The 19970-nt window shown below is 69.0% G+C and carries 8 protein-coding genes and 2 pseudogenes; 6 read left to right on the top strand and 4 right to left on the bottom strand.

Going from position 1 to position 19970, the window contains the following annotated elements; all coding sequences use genetic code 11:
• Positions 1 to 91 (top strand): annotated as a pseudogene (locus tag AB0F56_RS11320) (aldo/keto reductase); the annotation flags it as partial.
• 44 nt (positions 92 to 135) lie between these two features.
• On the top strand, positions 136 to 1818 hold the full coding sequence (locus tag AB0F56_RS11315) for a thiamine pyrophosphate-binding protein (RefSeq protein ID WP_362006930.1): 1683 nt from the start codon (positions 136 to 138) through the stop codon (positions 1816 to 1818).
• A gap of 128 nt (positions 1819 to 1946) precedes the next feature.
• On the opposite strand, the gene AB0F56_RS11310 is transcribed toward AB0F56_RS11315, so the two are convergent.
• Together AB0F56_RS11310 and AB0F56_RS11305 are read right to left on the bottom strand one after the other, a co-directional pair.
• The gene (locus AB0F56_RS11310) at positions 1947 to 2426 is read right to left on the bottom strand and encodes a PIN domain-containing protein (protein ID WP_362006927.1); all 480 of its coding nucleotides are present in this window, start codon (positions 2424 to 2426) and stop codon (positions 1947 to 1949) included.
• A complete protein-coding gene (locus AB0F56_RS11305) occupies positions 2423 to 2665 on the bottom strand; it encodes a ribbon-helix-helix protein, CopG family (RefSeq protein WP_362006924.1) in 243 nt (80 codons plus the stop codon). The genes AB0F56_RS11310 and AB0F56_RS11305 overlap by 4 nt, the downstream gene beginning before the upstream one ends.
• Before the next feature lie 245 nt (positions 2666 to 2910).
• On the opposite strand from AB0F56_RS11305, the gene AB0F56_RS11300 reads away from it, so the two are divergent.
• From AB0F56_RS11300 to AB0F56_RS11290, 3 genes and pseudogenes are all read left to right on the top strand, one after another.
• The gene (locus tag AB0F56_RS11300) at positions 2911 to 6585 is read left to right on the top strand and encodes an ABC transporter ATP-binding protein (protein WP_362006978.1); all 3675 of its coding nucleotides are present in this window, start codon (positions 2911 to 2913) and stop codon (positions 6583 to 6585) included.
• Positions 6586 to 6706: 121 nt separating this feature from the next.
• On the top strand, positions 6707 to 7060 hold the full coding sequence (locus AB0F56_RS11295) for a hypothetical protein (RefSeq protein ID WP_362006975.1): 354 nt from the start codon (positions 6707 to 6709) through the stop codon (positions 7058 to 7060).
• Between the two features lie 161 nt (positions 7061 to 7221).
• A pseudogene (locus tag AB0F56_RS11290) lies at positions 7222 to 8101 on the top strand (site-specific integrase); the annotation flags it as partial.
• Between the two features lie 171 nt (positions 8102 to 8272).
• Here AB0F56_RS11290 and AB0F56_RS11285 read toward each other — a convergent pair.
• Together AB0F56_RS11285 and AB0F56_RS11280 are read right to left on the bottom strand one after the other, a co-directional pair.
• Positions 8273 to 8659 carry a hypothetical protein gene (locus AB0F56_RS11285; RefSeq protein WP_362006921.1) on the bottom strand — a complete coding sequence of 129 codons (387 nt, stop codon included), beginning with the start codon at positions 8657 to 8659 and terminating at the stop codon, positions 8273 to 8275.
• Positions 8660 to 8661: 2 nt separating this feature from the next.
• On the bottom strand, positions 8662 to 16071 hold the full coding sequence (locus AB0F56_RS11280; protein ID WP_362006919.1) for a polymorphic toxin-type HINT domain-containing protein: 7410 nt from the start codon (positions 16069 to 16071) through the stop codon (positions 8662 to 8664).
• A 563-nt stretch (positions 16072 to 16634) separates the two neighbouring features.
• On the opposite strand from AB0F56_RS11280, the gene AB0F56_RS11275 reads away from it, so the two are divergent.
• Entirely contained in the window at positions 16635 to 19919 is a 3285-nt protein-coding gene (locus AB0F56_RS11275; RefSeq protein WP_362006916.1) for a VCBS repeat-containing protein, read from the top strand.
• Positions 19920 to 19970 lie beyond the last annotated feature (51 nt).

Here is a 19970-nt window from a genome sequence, read left to right as displayed (position 1 = left end):
CTTCCCCGGCTACAAGATCGCCCAGGCCAACGAGGCCGCCGCCCGGCGCGGCATGGTCGGTCTCGTGAGCGAGCAGTGCCTGTACAACCTCTTCGCGGCCGTACCGACCGACCGAGCCACGCCCAGAGGGACCCCATGACCCACGACCACGACCTGGTACTCCGGCCGACGGCCGCGCAGACGGCCGCCGCCCTCAACCCGCCCGTCGGGCGCAACGGCGGTGACCTCGTCGTCGAGACCCTGACCGGTCTCGGTGCGACGACCGTCTTCGGGCTCCCCGGCCAGCACGCGCTCGGCATGTTCGACGCGCTGCGCCGCTCCTCGCTCACGTACGTCGGGCTGCGCGTCGAGAACAACGCGGGCTTCGCGGCGGACGCGTACGGCCGGATGACCGGCGAGGCGGCCCCGCTGCTGCTCTCGACGGGCCCCGGCGCGCTGATGTCGCTCGCCGCGCTCCAGGAGGCGGCGGCCGCCTCCGCGCCGGTGCTCGCGATCGGCAGCCAGGTCCCGGTGGCGGGGCTCGGCGGCGGCCGGCACGGGTACCTGCACGAGCTGCGCGACCAGCAGGCGTCCTTCCGGGACATCGTGAAGTCGGTGCACACGGTCCGTACGCAGTCGCAGATCCCGTCCGCGATCGCGGCGGCCTGGGAGTCCGCGCTGACCGCCCCGCACGGGCCGGTCTGGGTGGAGATCCCGCAGGACGTGCTGCTCGCGGAGACGACCCTGCCGGTCGTCACGGCGATGGACGCGACGCCGGAGGAGGTCGTTCCGCGCCCCGAGCTGACGGCGGTGGCGGCGCACCTGCTCGCCAACGCCGAGCGTCCGGCGATCATCGCGGGCGGCGGGGTGGTGCGCTCGGACGCGACCGGCAAGCTGCTCGCGCTGGCCGAGCGGATCGACGCGCCCGTGGTCACGACCTTCGGCGGCAAGGGCGCGTTCCCGTGGGAGCACCCGCTGTCGCTGCAGTCCTGGCTGGAGGACCGGCACACCACGGACTTCCTGGAGGACGCGGACGTCCTGCTGGTCGTCGGCTCGGGTCTCGGGGAGCTGTCCTCGAACTACCACACGTTCGCGCCGCGCGGCCGGGTGATCCAGATCGAGGCGGACGCGGGCAAGCTGGAGTCGAACCACCCGGCGCTCGGTATCCACGCGGACGCGCGCCTGGCGCTCCAGGCGCTCCTGGAGACGGTGGAGGAGCGTGACGACGCGACGGCCCCGGAGCGGGTGGCGGCGGTCCTGACGAAGGTCAGGGACCGCATCGCGGCGCAGGACCTCGGCCTGGAGCAGCGGATCGTGGCGTCGGTGCGCGAGGCGCTGCCGGACGACTCGCCGAGCTTCTGGGACATGACGATCCTGGCGTACTGGGCCTGGTCGGCGTTCGACGCCCGCCACCCGAACACCATGCACTCGGCCCAGGGCGCCGGCGGCCTCGGCTACGGCTTCCCCGCCGCTCTCGGCGCGGCGGCGGCCGACCCGACCCGCCCGGTCCTCGCGGTCTCGGGCGACGGCGGCGCGATGTACTCGATCGCGGAGCTGGCGACGGCGAAGCAGTACGGCTCGAACGTCACGTGGCTCATCGTCGACGACGGCGGCTACGGCATCCTGCGCGAGTACATGACGGAGGCCTTCGGCGAGGCCACGGCCACCGAACTCTCCCGCCCGGACTTCGTGGCCCTGTCCGAGTCCTTCGGCGTCCCGGCCCTGCGTACGACCCCGGAGACCCTGACGGCCGACCTGGCGAAGTCCCTCGCGACCCCGGGCCCGTCGGTTGTCGTCCTCCCGGCCCTCCTGCGCATGTTCGAGCCGACGCACCTCTGAGTGACCGGTACCCGGACCGTCAGGGAGACGATGCGCGTCACGCTCCGGGAGGTTGTCGAACGCCACCAGCGGTTGAGGAGGCTCGACGATGACCGGGCACGTCACGCCAGCCGGTGATCGCGGGCGCCTCAGAGGTCCATGGGTGCGATCCGGAACGCCTTGTGCCCGGTCAGCGGGCGTATGGCGCGGAAGTCGCGTTCGTCGATGGTGAGGAGGCAGTCCGTCCTGTACTCCTCGGCGAGTGCGACGTTCATGGCGTCGGCGAGGTCGACGGCGAGGCTCGCGTAGCGAGCCATCACCGCGGCCGCGGTACGGAGCATGTTCTCGTCGATCGTCGGGATAACCATGCGCGTGCGAGCGACCTGGCCGAGGATCCACGACAGTGCGCGGTGCGATTCCGCAGCGCCGAGTTGGCGCACTTCGCTCGGGCGACGCCCGCCGGAGCGCAGTTTGACCGCTCGACGGATCATGTGATCCGTCTCGGTCAGTACTGTCGGCGGGACCACGATGAGTCCAGCCTCCTGCATGGCCGACTGGAGAGCCGCCTGCTGCGGATGGGCCCGGTCAAGGGCACCGAGGAGGGCGCCTGTGTCGGCGATGAGGATCACGCGGCGTCCTCGTCGCCCTCGCCGTAGAGCTCCTCGCGGACGCGGTGGGCGAACTGTGGGTCACCGCTGTCGAACGTGGGAAAGTCCAGAGGCTCTTCCCAGCGACGCTCGCCCATGGCGGCCAGATGGATGCCCCGCCGGATGATCTCGGCCTCGGGGATTCCCTTGCGCGCGGCGGCCTCCTTGATGATTGCGAGGTCCCGCTCGTCGACATGGACGGTGGTCCGCTTCAGAGCCATATGCGTATGCTAGCGCATGCATACCTGGCGTGGTGGTCGGAACACCCGGTCCTAGGACCAGCGACCGGTCTTGTCCCGCAGTTTGTTGCGGCGGGATGAAATCGCAGTCCAGCCGCGTTGGAGCCTTCCGGTAGAGCAGGACGAACGGGAGGCGCCACGTGGCAGCGGCGGGGCAGAAACAGGCGGATCGACAGGCCGCGGATCGGCAGGCGGCGGAGCCGCGCGCGCAGGGGTGGGCGCGGAGGCTGAGCGCGTACGCCTGGCGGTACAAGGCGAACGTCGTGCTCGCCCTCGGCTCCTCCCTCGCCGGGATGGCCCTCCTCGCCCTCGTACCGCTCATCACCAAGGTCATCATCGACGACGTCATCGGAGCGAAGACCCGCTCCCTTACCGTCTGGACCGGCCTCCTCATCGGCGCCGCCCTCGCCGTCTACGTCCTCACCTACGTCCGCCGCTACTACGGCGGCCGCCTCGCCCTCGACGTCCAGCACGACCTCCGTACCGAGATGTACGGCACCATCACCCGGCTCGACGGGCGACGCCAGGACGAGCTGTCCACCGGGCAGGTCGTCGGCCGCGCCACCAGCGACCTCCAGCTCATCCAGGGCCTGCTCTTCATGCTCCCGATGACGATCGGGAACGTCCTGCTCTTCCTGATCTCGCTGGCCGTCATGGCCTGGCTCTCCCTCCCCCTCACCCTCGTGGCCCTCGCCGTCGCCCCCGCCCTCTGGTTCATCGCCAAGCGCAGCCGCGCCCGCCTCCACCCCGCCACCTGGTACGCCCAGGCCCAGGCCGCCACCGTCGCCGGGGTCGTCGACGGCTCCGTGACCGGCGTCCGCGTCGTCAAGGGCTTCGGGCAGGAGGACCAGGAGACCGGGAAGATCCGCGAGGCCAGCCGCAAGCTCTTCGCCGGCCGCCTGCGCACCATCCGCCTCAACGCCCGCTACACCCCCGCCCTCCAGTCCGTGCCCGCCCTCGGCCAGGTCGCCGTCCTCGCCCTCGGCGGCTGGCTCGCCACCCGCGGTCAGATCACCCTCGGCACCTTCGTCGCCTTCTCCGCCTACCTCGCCTCCCTCGTCGGCCCCGTCCGCATGCTCGCCATGGTCCTCACCGTCGCCCAGCAGGCCCGCGCCGGCGTCGACCGCGTCCTGGAGCTCATCGACACCGAGCCGGTCATCAAGGACGGCACGAAGGAACTGCCCGCCGACGCCGAGGCGACCGTCGAGTTCGACGACGTGATCTTCGCGTACGAGGACGGTCGGCCCGTCCTCGACGGGTTCTCCCTCGAGATCCGCGCCGGCGAGACGGTCGCCGTCGTCGGCGCCTCCGGCTCCGGCAAGTCCACCGTCTCCCTCCTCCTGCCGCGCTTCTACGACGTCGACCACGGCGCCGTCCTCGTCGGCGGCCACGACGTCCGCGAGCTCACCCAGGACTCCCTGCGCGCCGCCATCGGGCTCGTCCCCGAGGACAGCTTCCTGTTCTCCGACACGGTCCGCGCCAACATCGCGTACGGCCACCCCGACGCCACCCAGGAGCAGATCGAGGCCGCCGCCCGCGCCGCCCAGGCGGACCGTTTCATCGCCGAGCTGCCCGCCGGCTACGACACCAAGGTCGGCGAGCACGGCCTCACCCTCTCCGGCGGCCAGCGCCAGCGCGTCGCCCTCGCCCGCGCGATCCTCACCGACCCCCGGCTGCTCCTCCTGGACGACGCCACCTCCGCCGTCGACGCCCGCGTGGAGCACGAGATCCACGAGGCCCTCGCCTCCGTGATGGCCGGCCGCACCACCCTCCTCATCGCCCACCGCCGCTCCACCCTGGGCCTCGCCGACCGGATCGCGGTCCTGGACGACGGCAGGCTCTCGGACATCGGCACCCACGAGGAGCTGGAACAGCGCTCCGCCCTCTACCGGCGCCTCCTCACCGACCCCGACGAGCTCGGCGGCGTCTCACCCGGCCACACCCTCCCCGTGGAACTGCCCGAGGACCGCACCCTGCGCGCGGAACTCGACGCCGAGTTCGACGCCGAACGCGGCATCACCCCGGCCCTCTGGGAGCGCGAGGAGAGCCCGGCCGAAGAGTCCCAGGCTCCCGGGGCCACCCCCGAACTCCTCGCCGCCGTCGAGGCGCTCCCGCCCGCCGCCGACACCCCGGACATCGACGAGGCCCGCGCGGTCACCCCGGAGGACTCGTACGGACTCCGTCGCCTCCTGCGCGGATTCAAGGTCCCCCTCCTCATCAGCCTCGGCCTCGTCGCCGTCGACGCCGGGATGGGCCTGCTGCTGCCGGTCCTGATCCGGCACGGCATCGACGACGGCGTGAACAAGCTCGCCATGGGCGCCGTCTGGGCCGCCTCCGCGCTCGCCCTGCTCACCGTCGTCGTGCAGTGGTTCGCCCAGACCGCCGAGATCAAGATGACCGGCCGCACCGGCGAACGAGTCCTCTACGCCCTGCGCCTGAAGATCTTCGCCCAGCTCCAGCGGCTCGGCCTCGACTACTACGAGCGCGAGCTGACCGGCCGGATCATGACCAGGATGACGACGGACGTCGACGCCCTGTCGACCTTCCTCCAGACGGGTCTGGTCACCGCCTTCGTCTCCGTCACGACCTTCTTCGGGATCATGGGCGCGCTGCTCGTGCTCGACCTCCAGCTCGCCCTGGTCGTCTTCGCGACGCTCCCGGTCCTCGCCGTGGCCACGTTCTTCTTCCGCCGCTCCAGCGTGAAGGCGTACGAACTGGCGCGTGAGCGGATCAGCGTCGTCAACGCCGACCTCCAGGAGTCGGTCTCCGGCCTCCGCATCGTGCAGGCCTTCCGCCGCGAGCACTCGGGCGTCGCCCACTTCACGGCCCGCAGCGACGACTACCGCGAGGCGCGCGTACGGGGCCAGTGGCTGATCTCGATCTACTTCCCGTTCGTCACCCTGCTCTCCTCGGTGGCAGCGGCGGCGGTCATGATCGTCGGCGCCAACCGCATCGAAGCCGGCACCCTCACCACGGGCGCCCTGGTCGCGTACCTCCTCTACATCGACCTGTTCTTCGCCCCCGTCCAGCAGCTCTCCCAGGTCTTCGACGGCTACCAGCAGGCGACGGTCTCCCTGAAGCGCATGCAGGAACTGCTCCAGGAGCCGACATCGACGGCAGCGGCGCCCGAGCCCCGCGAGGTCCTCTCCCTGCGCGGCGAGATCGCCTTCGAGAACGTCTCGTTCGCGTACGGCGACGAAGAGGAAGCCCTCACCGCCATCGACCTGAGGATCCCGGCCGGCCAGACGGTCGCCTTCGTGGGCGAGACGGGCGCGGGCAAGTCCACCCTGGTGAAGCTGGTGGCGAGGTTCTACGACCCCACCTCCGGCCGGGTCACGGCCGACGGCGCCGACCTCAGGGACCTGGACCTCACCTCGTACCGCCACCGGCTGGGCGTCGTCCCGCAGGAGGCGTACCTCTTCCCCGGGACGGTCCGCGACGCGATCGCGTACGGCCGCCCCGAGGCGACCGACGCCGAGGTGGAGGCGGCGGCCCGCGCGGTCGGCGCGCACGACATGATCGCGACCTTGGACGGCGGCTACCTCCACGAGGTCGCCGAGCGCGGCCGCAACCTCTCCGCGGGCCAGCGCCAGCTGATCGCCCTCGCCCGCGCCGAGCTGGTCGACCCCGACATCCTGCTCCTCGACGAGGCGACGGCCGCCCTGGACCTGGCCACGGAGGCCCAGGTCAACCAGGCCACCGACCGCCTGGCCGGCCGCCGCACGACCCTGGTGGTGGCCCACCGCCTGACGACGGCGGCCCGCGCGGACCGCGTGATCCTGATGGCGGACGGCCGGGTGGCGGAGGACGGCACCCACGACGACCTCCTGGCGAGGGGCGGTAGCTACGCGACGCTCTGGAAGGCGTTCATCGGCGAGGAGGAGCCGGCGCGGGCTGTCTGAGAAAGCAACCGCTCGCGGCTCTCCTGCGTCGTACGCATGTACGGCAATGGGTCGGGAGGGGATGAGGGTCTTGTTCGGGCACAACGTAACGACACACGGCAGACGACTGCTCGGCCACGCCCTGGCGGTCCTGCTCACGGCCACCACCCTCACCCTCGCGGGCCCAGCCGTCGCGAACGCCGACGCCGCCTCCCTCTGCGCGGGCCGCCCGACCAGGACGGTGGCCTTCCCGGGCGGCGAGATCCGCCTCTACCGCAGCCGCCAATACGTCTGCGCCACCACGGTCGCCACACACCCCGGCGCCCGCCGCGCGATGTCGATCTCCCTCCAACCCCGAGGCGGCCACCCAGCCGTGGACACCGGCAACTACACCCGCCAGGCCGGCCCCATAACCGTCCACGCCCTCAACCGCTGCGTCCGCGCCACGGGCGCGATAGCGGGACGGAGTGCGTCTACGGGGTGGGTGCTGTGCTGAGGGGCGGGTTAGAGCGTCCGTGGCTCTTCTAGCAGTGTGATCACCGGCGGCGCTCAGGCGGTTGCCGTTCTTGATGCTGGAGACCGCATGGCGGGCGTCTCGGGTCCTGCAGGGCCACCCCATGCTCCAAGCCTTCCAAGCTCGCCGCCAAGGACGCCCCCACCTGCCAGTGCTGCGCACGGGGCCTCGACACCGCCCGCGAGCAGCCGCAGTGCTGCGCTGTGGGAAGGTGCTGCTGCAAGCGCATCTCGCCGCTGACCCTGGCCTACGTCATACTCCGGGCTCGAGTCCGCCCTGGAGCGCGCCGTCCTCGAAGAGGGGATCCCGCGCAACGTGCCCGCAACGTCCGCGTGGGCATGCCCCGCCCCTGCCGCTTCGAACCCCTCACCGCCCAGGAAGCCCGCGCATTCCTCGCAGCCACCGACTGCACGCGCTGTCCGAACTCGCTCTGCGAACCGGGCTCGAAAGGGCGACCTCCTCGGCCTGCGCTGAGAAGACCTCGACCTTGTCGGCGGAACCGCCAGCATTCGCCGTACCCTCCAGCGCACCAACTCAGGCGGCCTGACCGCCCTGCCGACCAAGACCCAGAGTTCGGAAAGGCGGATCGCGGTGCCCACACCGTGTCTGCGCTGCTTGAACAGCACTGTGACAGCAGCGTCAAGAACGCGAAGGGGACGGCACCGGCTGGCAGGACAGCTGCTACGACTTCACCCCCCCAACCGAGCCCCCATCGAAGGGGCCACGCTCACCCGACACTTCAACGCCCTGCTCCGCCGGGCCGGGATCCGTCGAATCCGCTTTTACGACCTCCGGTACTCGGCGGCGACCCTCCTCCTGGAACAGGGCGTCGAACTCGTCGTCATCAAGGAACTGTTGGGGCCATGCCCATGGAGGCGTGACTGCGACGGATTGCGCCCCCGTCCGGCTTCACCTCCAGCGCCAAGCCATCGACACCCTCCGTAATGCCCTCCGCCATCCCGCAGACGCCAGGCCGAGCCCGACGGCTACGATCCGCCGATTTGTGCAGCACCTGTCCGCTGACGTTGCCGTCAACCGTTGCCGTCATAACGAATTAATGGCCCACAGGAGAACAGCTCCGCCGGGTCCACTTCACTGGGCAGGTGAATTGATTAAATTCCGCCTCGGTGGCCGCAGAGTCAGTGGCGTCCCGATTGAGTTCTCTCACTAAGATCAGCCGCCTCGGCTGCCAGATTAGAGCGGAGGAACAAGCACGAGAAGAAATCCAGGAACCTCAACTGGCTCGGAATATACGCGCACGCGACTGGCCCCTGGTGTCAATCCGATCGTGACAATGTTGTCCCCAGGGACATCCCGAATGCGGAGTCGGCCGTGCTGGAATTCCAGAGTGCCGTCGAAGAACTCCTTCAGGCCGTCTGGCTCTTCCTCCCCTTCCTGGACCTCAATTGAAACGAGGCCGTCCATCGCGTGCACAACGTCCACGGTGACAGACCTGGTCGGGTCAGGCTTCGTGGGCTCGCCAGACGGACCGATCTCTGCACTTAGGGGCCTGTCTGCGTCCTCGACGAAGACCACCCCGTTGGAGGCCGCAAACTGCACGGCCGCGAGCTTCTCGTTCACTGTCACTCCTCAGGCAATCCATTGGGTCGCGGAGCATATGGGACTCCACTATTAGCGGGCATGTGACCTACGAGCCCTCCCTGACGGCTAGAACAGGCCATGCAGTGAGGGTACAGCCGCTGCGGCGTTCCTGGGAGAACAAACCTGGAAACGGGCTGGTGATCCGGAGTCCAGTTGGGACGCCCCGGCGAAGAGGTCCCGCAACTGTGACAACCAAACCAGTCTCCGATTCGGTTGATCGCATCATTCTCGGCTTTCGTAAAGCGCTGCGACTGGGAACGCGCGGGTATTGATTCGACTGCATACGGACCCGGCTTGGTGAGGTCACAGAGAGGGGTGGGCCCAGTGTTGTGCACTAGCACTGGCGTGTTTCCAGCCAGCACATAGTACGTGTGGAGGTCTGCAACTGTCAGATTGTAGGTGGTCTGCTCGGCTGCGTAATTATGAGTAGTGAGCAGTTCTGCGGGAGACCCGTCGTCTGTGCGGAGAGATACGCCGGGCTTAAGGTCAGCTGCCTCCTTCCAATCTCTGTCCGACTCGGACCAGAATGGATGGTGCTCCGTCGTAGTGATCGTGGCGTTCGTGCCATTCCCGGTTGCGACGGTAAGGGCGATGTACTTCTTGTCGTCCTCGGTGAGGATAGTGGCGGTCACTTCCTGGGCGACAGTCTCACCGGTCTTGGGGTCCGTGGCCAGGACCTCGTCACCGGTTCTGACGTCCTCGATCGGCTTGGTCGTGCCGTTCGCTAGAAGTACCTTGGTGCCTGCGATAAAGCTGTTGAAACAGCCCTTGAGCCGACTTGCCACCTTGCTGCCAGCGCCTAGTATCGCCTTTGCGCCAGCCGCAGCCTGGACTGAGCCGACTACGGCTTCCTTGATCGGGTCACGGAAAGGTGTTTCGACGATTCCGTGAATTGCTGCTGCGGCTGCTTCCTTGATGCCACCCACGTTGCATTTGAGGAATTTGCAGTAGTTGTTTCTGAAGTATTCGATGTCGTCGAGGTCCGCGCCATACCACCACATCTGCATTGCGGCGTCGCTTACGGGGCCTGCGGATGTCGACTGGTAGCGTCTTACCGCCTCATCGAATTCTGCTTCAGAAGTGTTCTTTGAATTTCGGACCTTGGGGGCCCCGGCTGTATAAAGCGCTACCGTGGCTACGAAGGCTTCTGTCGCACTGGCTTCGGTGCCTGGGACGTTTTCGTAACAGCCCTCGGTTGTGCAGCCGGGGCCGTGGTTCTCCCAGGCGCTGTTGTCCTTGTTGGCGCTGCAGCCGTCGCAGAAGAGGCCGCTGGGGTCGGATCCCGTAACCGGGCTGCCGTTGGCGTACGTGTACCCGTTCATCTGGAGCGGGTCGTTGATGTCGATGAGGGGGTCGACGGACAGGAAGCGGCCCGTTGTCGGGTCGTATTCGCGGGCGCCGATGTGCGTCAGGCCCGTCGTCGGGTCGTTGACGCCCGTGCCTACGAAGGTCTGGCGGCCCGGCCAGTTGTCCGTTGCCGTCGGGTCCTTCGTGCCGCGCGGGTTGCCGTACGGGTCGAAGGCGCGGCGGGTGAGGGGCTGGCCGGCGGTCATGTCGACTGCCGTTGTCGAGGTGCCCTGGTGGTCCGTGAGGAGGACCGACAGCTTGGCGGAGCTCGGAGTGCCGGCCGTCGTGCGCACCGTCGTCGGCGCGCCCGGGTGGGTGTAGTAGCGCTCCGCGCTGATCGCGGCGCCCGCCGTGGACACCGTGACGCGCGCGTCCGGGAGGTAGAGCGTGCGCGTCGTCGCTGTGTTCTCGATCAGGCGGTTGCCGGACGCGTCGTATATGTACCGGGTCTCGTCGCCCGGCTGCCACTTCTGCGGGTTCTGCTGGTCGCAGGCGACGAGTTGGAGGTCCTTGCCGTCCGTGTAGTCGCCGTTCGGGATGTCTACGCAGGTGTTCGACTGCGGGTGGTAGAGCGAGTCGTCGTCGGCGCGGTCGACGAACTCCTGCGCCTTGTTCCCGGCGACGCACGTCTTCACGACCAGCTTCGTGCCCTCGGCGGTCGCGCACTTGCCGAGCACCCTGAGCGCGTCACCGTTCACGTTCCACCGCTGCGCGGCGGTGCCGTTGCAGGTGTAGAGCTGGATCGGCGTGCCGTCGGCGGTCACCGCGCCCTGGAGGTCCAGGCACTTGCCGGTGTGGTTCTTCCAGACACCCGAGCCGTTGCCGAAGCCGCTGACCGAGGTGACCTTGTTCCGGCGGTCCCAGGTCAGGGTCTGCGTGTCGCCGCCGATCATGCGCTGGGTGGTGTTGCCCGCCGGGTCGGAGGCGTAGGTGGACAAGGAGGTGACCGACGAGCCTTGCTCCTTGACCGTGCCGTCGACCCGCGTCAACGTGTGCGGCTGCACCAACTCCGGCGCCTGCGTGCCGTTGTTGGTGTCCGTCTTTCCGTACGTGTACGTGAAGACGTCGTCCAGGTCGCCGTTCGCCAGGTCGTGGACCGTCATCTCCGTACGGTTGCCGATGGCGTCGAAGGCGTACGAGTGCCAGTAGCCGCCGCCGTCGATGCCGGCGGTGGTCTGCGTCCGGTCGGGGCCGGAACCCTGCGTCGTCGCAGCCGTCGGGCAGCCCGTCTGGCCGGTCCAGGCGTGGACCATGCGGCCCATCGGGTCGTACGAGAAGCACTGCTGGTCCGTGGCCGTCGAGGGCACGCCGCCGTTGACGTCGGTCTGCTGGTCCGCGATCGACGTGACGTTGCCGATCGTGTCGTAGCCGTACGTCCGCTTCGAGATCGTGGAGTTGGGGATGGTGGCTTCCCGCAGGCTCTGGGTCTCCTGCAGCCGGCCGGTGAACTCGTCGTACAGGTTGTTGGTCCACACCCGCAGCGGTGCCTTGCCCGACGTGGTGCGCAGGACCTGGCCGAGGGGGCCGTAGACCGTTCCGGAGGTGTACCAGGCGGCGCCCGACGTGGTGACGGGGGCGCCCTCCTCGTCGTACCGGGTGATCAGCTTCTCGGCGGCCAGGCCGGCCGGGGTGGCGGGCAGGTCAGTCGACTGGAGTTTGCCCGTCGGGGTGTACGTGTAGCCGTACGCGTACGTTCCCGCCAGGCCGGTCGTCTCCGTCGTGGCCGGGATGGTGAGCTTGCTGCCGGTCGGGCGGTACTCGGTGTCGTAGCCCGTGACTTCACTGGTGTACGCCGCGCCCTGCGCGTAGTGGATCGTCGCGACCGGCTGCCCCTTCGCACCCGGCAGCGTGTCGTACGTCCACTTGGTGACCAGCGGTCCGGTGACGGAGTCCTCGCGGGACTCGGTCGTTCGGCCGAGCTCGTCGTAGAGGGTGTGCTGGGCGCGTTCGACCGCGTCCTTCGACCAGACCTCGCGGTCCAGTTCGTCGTAGCCGAACGTCGAGCGGCCCATGTCGGGGTCGGTGGTCGTCGTCAGCCGGCCGCGGACGTCGTACGCGTACGTCCAGGCGTTGCCCGCCGCGTCCGTGACCTTCGCGAGCTTGCCGCGCGGGTCGTAGGTGTACGACGTGGTGACAGCAGCCGGGTTCGGGCCGGTGAGGTTGGTTGTCGTGTAGTGCCGGACCTCGGTCGTGCGGCCGAAGGCGTCCGTCGCCGTACGGGCGGAACGACTGCCCGCGAGCGGGGTCGTGCCGTCCGCAGACATGCCGGTGCGGCTCAGCGTCCAGTCGGGGCCGTACTCGGTGACCGCGGAGTGCTGCGGGTCGTCGTTCTTCATCGTCGTGACCCGCACCGCACGGCCAAGGCCGTCGTACGCGGTCTCCGTGGAGTGCGGGACCTCGAACACGGTCTGCGGTACGAAGACCTCGGCGACCGGGTCGCCCGGCGCGAGGTAGGCGCTCTTGGTCTCGCTCACCGCGCCGTTCGCGTTGTACAGGGTATCGGTGACGATGCGGCCGGATCCGTGCGCCTCGCTCTGTGTCTGGCGCGGGCGCAGCATGCCGTCGTAGAGGGCGACGGAGGAGGCGTACGTGCCGTTGTCGCGGAGCGTCCGGGTGGTGACCGCGGGCACCTTGTTGTCGGAGAGCTGGTAGTCGAACCGTACGGACGCCGGCGCCGGGGCCTGGCGCGAGGGGGACCAGATGGCCGTGACCCGCCCGAACGCGTCGTACTCACTCGTCGTCGTACGGCCGTTGGTGTCGGTCGCGGACAGGGCGGAGCCGCGGGCCGGGTCGACGGTCGTGATCGCGGTGTGGCCCTTGGCGTTGGTGGTCTTCACCTGGAACGCGGGGCCGGTCGCGGGCACGTACTCGCTCGTCGTGCTGTTGTTCTTCGCGTCCTGCACCTTCGTCGCACGCCCGAGGGTGTCGTACTCGGTGCGCGCGGACGTGATCCAGCCGTCGCCGTCACCGTCGATGGTGTCGACCTGGCGCGGTAGACCCTTGGTGGGGGCGGCGCCGAAGGCGTTGAGGGCGTCGTAGGAGGTGCGGGTCTCGGCGATGATCCGGTCGGGCGACGGGTTGGCCACCTGGCACGTTCCCGTCACGCTCTGCACGTGGGACGGCAGGCCGATGAGGTGCGCGCCGGTGTTGTGGACGTACTGGGTGGAGGCGCAGGACTCGTCGGACCTGGTGGTGCCGTCCGGCGCGACCGCGTAGGTGTACTGCGTGAGCGGCAGGCCGTACGTGTCGTCGTAGTCGGTTTCGGTCCGGACCGTACGGGTGTTGGAACCGCCCAGCGACTGGATCTTGTCGGTGCGGACCGTTCCCATGCGGTACGCCTTGAGCGGAGGCAGGCCGTCGCCACGCGCACGCGTGGCGGTCTCCTTCACGTACGGCCAGAACAGTTCGCGGGCGTGGACGGTGCCCCCGGCCCCGGCCTTGGTGTACGTGAGCGTCTCGGCGACGCGCCCCTGGTAGGCGGGCAGGTCCTCGGCGAGCGTCAGCTTGCCTTCGGAGTCCTTGACGGTGATCTCCGCGCGGCCGGCGTCACCGGACATGCCTCGGAAGTAGCGGGTGACGGTCTTCGACTGCTCGGTCGCCTTGGACGTGCCTCCGTTCGCGGTCTCGCCGCGCGTGACGGTGACCTGCGAGTGGCCGCGCCACTGGTTGAAGGTGCGCAGCTCGGCCTTGGAGAACTCGTCCGTGTCCTTCGCCCAGCCCGCGCCTTCGTAGGCGTAGGAGGTGACGACATCGAGCTGCCGGGTGGCCCGGTCCTTCTCGACGACGCGGTCGACGACGTACTTGTTGAACCACTCGATGCTCGGCTTCTCCACCTCCGGGTCCGGGGACCAGTGGGCCGGGAAGCAGAGCGTGCCGTTCTTGTCGGGTGCGGGGTGGCTGGCACCGACCGGGCACGGCTCGGAGTAGTCGACATAGATCTCCCCACCGGTCTCGGTGCGGATGGTCTCCACCCGCAACCGGTCGAAGTCCGGTGTGTGGTCGTCCGCACCCGTCCGCACGCGGTTCGGCATGTCGCGGACGTTGGGGAGGAAGGAGACCGCCGGCATCGGCTCGCCGATCGGGTTGCCGTCGCTGTCCTTCTTGGTGCCGTAGCCAGTCCGGGAGATGGACTCCAGCCACAGCGGCGGGTGGGTGTCGGTGCGCTGCTTCGGGAAGGAGTGCTTCAGGCTCCACGAGTCGACGATCGACAGGGCCGTGGATCCCGGGGTTCGCTGGCCGAACGTCTCGATCGTGGTCAGCCTGACCCGGCTCCAGAACGTCGGTGCCGTGACATAGCACTTCGCCTGGCCCGGCTTGCAGTACAGCGTGGAAGGCGTGTCCCACCAGGGCTGCTTGTCACCGTAGTTCTTCGACTCGAACTCGGCGTCGCTGCAGGCGGTCGTCCCCTCCTTGATGCACCTCTGCTCGGTCTTGAACACGACCTTGCCCGCCGGCGGTCCACCGAGGTTGTCGCTGCGCAGCCCGTAGAGGATCTGCGTCGGGTAGCCGGCCCTCTCGTACGCCTTGGCGGCGGTGAACTTGCCGTTCTGGGCGTAGTGGTTGAGCTCCGACTGCCAACCGATCGTCATGGCGTTGCCGTGGACGTCCACGACCTGGTCGAGGTTCCAGCGCCATGCCTGGGTGCAGAGGGAAGAGGCGTACGAAGCCTGGTGGCACGGCTCGCCCGCGTGGTTTCCGGCGACCGGGACCGTGAGAACGGAGTCGGTGAGGTTGGGCTGGCCGGCGGCGGCGACGCCGTCACGGCCGAAGAGGTAGCGGGTGCCGTCAGGCGTGGTGACCTGCCAGTACTCGCCCGCATAGGTGCTGGTCTGGTTTCCCTTCGGCTGGCCGTCCTTCCCGAGGTACTCGACCTTCGTGCCGTCGCCTGATGCGGATACCCACTTGCCGTCGGCGTCGTTGCGCACCAGTTCGGTCGTGCTGCCGCCCAAGGACAGGACGAGATTCTCGCTCGCCCAGCACAGGTCCGCCTTCTCCTTGTCGGCGGAACCGGTGTTGTTGGGGGCACCCGGGTTGTTCTTGCGGTCGTCCGAACAGGTGCGGTAGCGGCGCTCGACGTAGCCCGGGTGGTAGTCCCAGCCGTCGCCCACCCAGGACGCCTGGCCGTTGGCGACGGACGTCTTGCCGTCGACCGCCTGGGAAGAGTACGAGAGGTTGATCTTCGGGGCCGGACCCGCCGGGGGCGCTGGGACGCCCAGCGGGTACGTCCAGGAGAAGCCTCCGCCGCTGCTTCCGGCCGTCCAGGAGCCGGACGGGGAGAGGGAGCTGGCCCGGTAGTTGCCGCCGGCACCCGCGCCGGAGTCCGTGGCCGCCAGGACCGTGGTGCCGCCGCCCGCCTGCGAGGAAAGGCCCTGCGTCTGACCGGCCGCGGGGTCGATGGTGGCCCGCACGGTGTCCGCCCCGGCGTCGTTGACGCTCGGGACATCCACGGGGGTCGAGCACTCGTCCAGTTCGGGAGTCGTCAGGAAGCACTCCGGAAGCTGGACGAACTGAAGGCGCGAGGCCCACTCGGTGCCGTACAGGTCCTCGAACGTGCCGTAGTCGAGCTCGACATCGAGCGGAGTCGATCCGGTCGGCGGCGGGGTGACGGTGATGATCGCGCCGTCGACGTCCGCGGTTTCGGTCGCGGTGCGCGCCTCGACCTCGACGTTCCAGGTACCCGAAGGGGCCGGCGGGGCCGGTTCGCCCTCGGGCGCGGTGGCCTGGCCGATCTTCACCGGGAGGTCCTCGACGGGGACAAGAGCCCCCGCCGCCTGGGTGAGGTCCACGGAGCCCGTGTCGGCAGCGGGTGGGATGACCTCGTCCGGATTCGGATTGAACTCCGCGGGCGGGTCGACCGGTGTGCCCGACCAACTGGCCAGCTCCTCGGTCTTCGCCTCGTCCTCGGGAGCCTTCTCCGTCTGCTGCAGGTCGGGCAGCTTGACGCTGTGCGACTCGGGGTCGTCCGGCGGGGGAGACGCCATGGCCTGTGTGGGCAGCAGCGACATGGCCACGAGCGCCGACAGGACGACGCCGGCACGACGCAACGCGCGCAGCCTCCCGCGACGAGACGCACGGAACGGACGCCCCGAACCGGACCAGGACATGAAACCCCCCACTTCCGGCGCGGTCAGGCGGAGCAGCCGACCACGGCGGGAAACCAGCAAATATTCACAGGATTGTGGAGGCAGTCGCCACAGGAAATCCACACCAGAGGCTTGCGCGGTGACATTCCTCACGCGCAATTGCCGCAGAATTCAAGGGATATGGGGGTGAAAGCTTCATAGTGAAATGATTGGCCTGACGAAGATCGTTCTGCTCGAAGTCGGCCAATCGAATGAATGCTGTCAAATCCCCCCGCAGTGAGGGAGATTAGTCCTGATTGGTCAGAACTTGCGGCCCTGATAGGAGTCCTCGCTGATCTGAGAGACTCCCAGGAAGCGTCTTCGGTTCCCTCCCGAGCCCTTTTCTGTGCCAACAGTGCGGGGAGTGACGGAAACGTGAAGATGGGCCATGCTCTGCTGGCACTCGTGTGCGCACAGCAGGAATGACAAGGGCAACGCGTTCTCAAGGCAGCGCGGTATCCATCTGCCCAAGGGGGAAGGGACTCATGGACGCCTCGACGAAACCGGACGACATCGGAAGCGTCACGTCGCCGGAAAATCAGGCCGGCCCCGCAGCCGCGCCCACGGCCGGCGAACGCAGGACGCGGCGGACCCGACGTAGCTACGCCGTGCTGTCCGCGGTGCTCGCAGCCGCTGTCGCCCTCCCCCTCACCGTGCACCTTGCGGGAGGCGAGCCTGAGACCGCCCCGAAGGGCGCACGCGACACGACCGCGCGGCAGCAACTAGGCATCGCCGACGCCCTCCGGGAGGCGAAGCGAGGCGGCAAGGACGTCGAGGCGACCGCCGAGCGCACCGCGAACTCCACCACCTGGGCCCAGCCCGACGGCTTCCTGCGCACGCGCACGAACAGCGCCACGATCCGGGCCAAGGTCGACGGTGAGTGGAAGAAGATCGACACCACGCTCCGGAAGGTGAAGGGCGGCTACGCGCCCGCCGCGGTGAACGATCCGCTGCTCTTCAGTGCAGGCGACTCCCGAGCGGACCGCGCCAACCGTTCCTCCCACGCCGGCGTGCAGCGCTCCGGTCTCGCCGCCGCGCCCGTCGCACCGGCGGCGCCCGCCAACTCCTCCGACGAGCGCACCTGGAGCGAACTCGTACGGCTCACGGTCGATGGCCACGACCTCGTCGTCAGCTGGCCCGGCCCGCTGCCCGCGCCCGTCGTGGACGGCCCTCGTGCCCTCTACGAGAACGTGCGGCCCGGAATCGACCTCCTGCTCACCGCTCGCGACGGCGGCTACTCCCACGTCCTGATCGTCCACTCCCGCGAGGCTGCGGAGGATCCGCTGCTGAAGGACCTGGACTATCGGCTCTCCTCGCCCACCCTCACGTTCCGGCTGGACCCGGGCTCCCATGTGGTCAGCGCCCTGAATCCCGCGGGCGAGGAGATCGCCGCCGCGCCGACTCCGTACCTCTGGGACTCGGCGGGTTCGGTCCGGCAGACGGAGGGCGAGCCGACCCCAGTCCCCGACCCCTCGGTCGCGGACACGGCCCTTGCGCTGCCCGGGCTCGCGGGCCCGCAGCCCGGAAGCCATGACAGCGTTCTCGGCGCCACGCTCGCCGCCGACGGTGTCCTCCAGCTGGCCGTGGGTGCCAAGTCCCTCACCGACCCCGACGTGGTCTACCCCGTCTTCATCGACCCCTCCTTCAAGGGTCGCAAGAACGACTGGACGTTGCTCTACGCGAAGCACCCGACGTCGAGCTTCTACAACGGGCAGAACTTCAACGACGGCAGCAACGAATCCCGCATCGGCTACGAGAAGACGACCGGAGGCCTGTCCCGGTCAGTCTTCACCTTCGAGCACGACAAGAAGCTCCACGGCGCCGTCATCAAGTCCTCGTACTTCCGCGTGCTGCAGACCTACTCCTGGAGCTGCGAGCCCCGCAAGTACGACGTGTACCTCACGAGCACCATCACGCCGACCACCAATTGGGCCAACCAGAACTCGCCCAACATCTGGGGCCGCCTCCTCGGAAGTCAGACGAACGCCCACGGCTACAAGGCGGAGACGTGTAAAGACGACTGGGCAGGCACCGACATCAAGTCCGCGACCCAGGAGGCCTCGACCAAGGAGTGGTCCCTCATCGGGATCGGGCTGAAGGCGGCCAACGAGAGCGACTCGATGTACTGGAAGAAGATCATCGCCAACGGCGAGAACTCGCCGTACATCGAGACCCTCTACAACCACAACCCCAACGAGCCCCTCCAGGTCGGCATGTCGACCGTTCCCGGCGGCATGTGCGACACCAACGTCCCCTATGTCGCCATCGGCAAGAGCGACATCACCTTCCGCGTCTCCGGTGTCGACGTCGACGGCGACCTGGAGTACGTCCACCTCAAGGTCTGGCGCAACGACACCCCGGGTACGCCTGTCCTGAACCAGGACGTCCAGCCCGCCAGCAACGGAACGATCAGCGTTCCGCTCGCCTGGGCGAAGTTCGTCAGCGGCAAGACGTACTCCTGGACCGCGTGGACGATCGACACGGAGGGCGGCGTCTCGGCGCAAGGCCCCGCAGGAACCACCGCCTTCTGCCAGTTCACGGTCGACCAGACCGCACCCAGCAGCCCCAAGGTGACCTCCACCCCGTTCCCGGAGCCCGGGGAGAAGTACGACCGGTGGAGCACCGTGGAGTTCGGCACGGCCGGGGAGTTCACCTTCGCCGCCGAGACCGGCAGCGGCACGCCGGACGAGAGCGTCGTCAAGTACGAGTACGCCTTCAACGCGCCCAACCCCACGACCAACCCCTCGTTGGCCACCACCAAGGGCGCTCCGGTCAGCAAGACGCTCAACCCGCCCGCCGCGGGCGTCAACGTCCTGTTCGTCTGGGCGGTCGACAACGCGGGCAACCGCTCCGCGGCGCCGATGAAGTACATCTTCTACGTCAAGCCCCGCAAGACGCCCGATCCGGCCGGCGACCTCAGCGGCGACGGGTTCCCCGACCTCCTCGCCATCGACGGCTCCGGCAACCTGCGCCACTACGCCGCCTCCACCCGTGGCGACGTCGGCATCCACATGCCGGCGGGCCTCGACGGCAAGGGCGTCCTCGACGACGGCTACTGGACGGGCACCGGCGGCCCCGCGCTGCTCAGCCACCACGGTGACTGGTTCCCGGGCGACGGCGTCAACGACCTCATGGCGCGGCTGCCCGACGGCAGGCTCTACGTCTTCCCGGGTGACGGCTATGGAAGTTTCAACACCACGAGCCGGGTGGAGGTGCTGCTTCCGTCGAACGCGCCTGCCCCAGCCACGCTCACCCAGATCGTCGCCACGGGTGACATCACCGGCGACGGGCTCGCCGACGCGATGGCCAAGGCCGGGGACCAGTTGTGGGCCTTCACCGGCTACACCGGTGCTGCCTTCACCGAGGCGCGGCTCTTCGGCGGCGGGTGGTCCACCAGCGACATCGTCGGCCTCGCCGACTACTCCGGTGACGGCGTGGCCGACCTGTTGCGGCGTACCGACGACACCACCCGTGGGCTTCTCCTCCGCCAGGGCAAGGCGGCGGCCAACGGGGGCGTCGACCTCGCCTCCCTGGCGTCCGCCGGGGCCTCGGGGGCGGGACAGGACATCGTGTACGGGCAGGGTGGCTGGACCCCGACGAGCATCCCGATGATCCAGGGGACTGCCGACGCCTCCGGTGACGGGATCCCCGACCTGTGGGCCGTCATGGCCGACGGCACGCTCCGGTTCTATCTGGGTGGCCGGAGCGCCCACGGGGCCGCGACGGTGGTCGGTGAAGGGGGCTGGACCGGGCTGGTCGCCCTCGGCTGACGAGCGGAGTTGGTACGGGAGGGGGTGGACCGGGATCCCGGTCCACCCCCT

It is taken from the genome of Streptomyces sp. NPDC026092, from assembly GCF_040638605.1.
In the GTDB taxonomy this organism is placed as follows: Bacteria; Actinomycetota; Actinomycetes; order Streptomycetales; family Streptomycetaceae; genus Streptomyces.
The sequence above is the reverse complement of the archived record's forward strand: the minus strand, read 5'-3'. Positions and strand labels throughout refer to the sequence as shown.

Bases quoted from the DNA above. Each gene is read 5' to 3' on its own strand.
- AB0F56_RS11305 (WP_362006924.1), bottom strand. From the start codon at position 2,665: ATGGCTCTGAAGCGGACCACCGTCCATGTCGACGAGCGGGACCTCGCA.
- AB0F56_RS11315 (WP_362006930.1), top strand. From the start codon at position 136: ATGACCCACGACCACGACCTGGTACTCCGGCCGACGGCCGCGCAGACG.
- AB0F56_RS11275 (WP_362006916.1), top strand. From the start codon at position 16,635: ATGGACGCCTCGACGAAACCGGACGACATCGGAAGCGTCACGTCGCCG.